General features: G+C 51.6%; 5 tRNA genes. All 5 read left to right on the forward strand.

Going from position 1 to position 481, the window contains the following annotated elements:
- Window positions 1-8 precede the first annotated feature (8 nt).
- The 5 genes from ACLUWI_RS10290 to ACLUWI_RS10310 all read left to right on the forward strand — a co-directional run bounded on the left by ACLUWI_RS10290 (window position 9) and on the right by ACLUWI_RS10310 (window position 476).
- Window positions 9-81 (forward strand) — tRNA-Val (locus ACLUWI_RS10290).
- 18 nt (window positions 82-99) lie between these two features.
- A tRNA-Lys gene (locus ACLUWI_RS10295) sits at window positions 100-172 on the forward strand.
- A 45-nt stretch (window positions 173-217) separates the two neighbouring features.
- Window positions 218-290: transfer RNA gene (locus tag ACLUWI_RS10300), tRNA-Thr, on the forward strand.
- A gap of 12 nt (window positions 291-302) precedes the next feature.
- A tRNA-Gly gene (locus ACLUWI_RS10305) sits at window positions 303-374 on the forward strand.
- A gap of 16 nt (window positions 375-390) precedes the next feature.
- Window positions 391-476, forward strand: a tRNA-Leu gene (locus tag ACLUWI_RS10310).
- Window positions 477-481 lie beyond the last annotated feature (5 nt).

The raw sequence follows: 481 nt of genomic DNA on the forward strand, positions 1-481 counted from the left end.
TGCATTATGGAGGATTAGCTCAGTTGGGAGAGCATCTGCCTTACAAGCAGAGGGTCACAGGTTCGAGCCCTGTATCCTCCATTGAGCAATTATGCTCATGAGCCGTTAGCTCAGTCGGTAGAGCATCTGACTTTTAATCAGAGGGTCGACGGTTCGAACCCGTCACGGCTCATTGCCATAGAGAGGCTTTGAGATGCGGAATACCGTAATTTTTTACGCCGACTTAGCTCAGTTGGCAGAGCACCTGTCTTGTAAACAGGGGGTCGGAGGTTCGAGCCCTCTAGTCGGCATCTTAATATTATGCGGAAGTAGTTCAGTGGTAGAACATCACCTTGCCATGGTGGGGGTCGCGGGTTCGAATCCCGTCTTCCGCTTTGTCAATTCCATAATGCCGGGGTGGCGGAATTGGCAGACGCACAGGACTTAAAATCCTGCGGTTAGTGATAACCGTACCGGTTCGATCCCGGTCCTCGGCATCTTT

Source organism: Limosilactobacillus mucosae (assembly GCF_046939755.1).
Lineage (GTDB): Bacteria > Bacillota > Bacilli > Lactobacillales > Lactobacillaceae > Limosilactobacillus > Limosilactobacillus mucosae_A.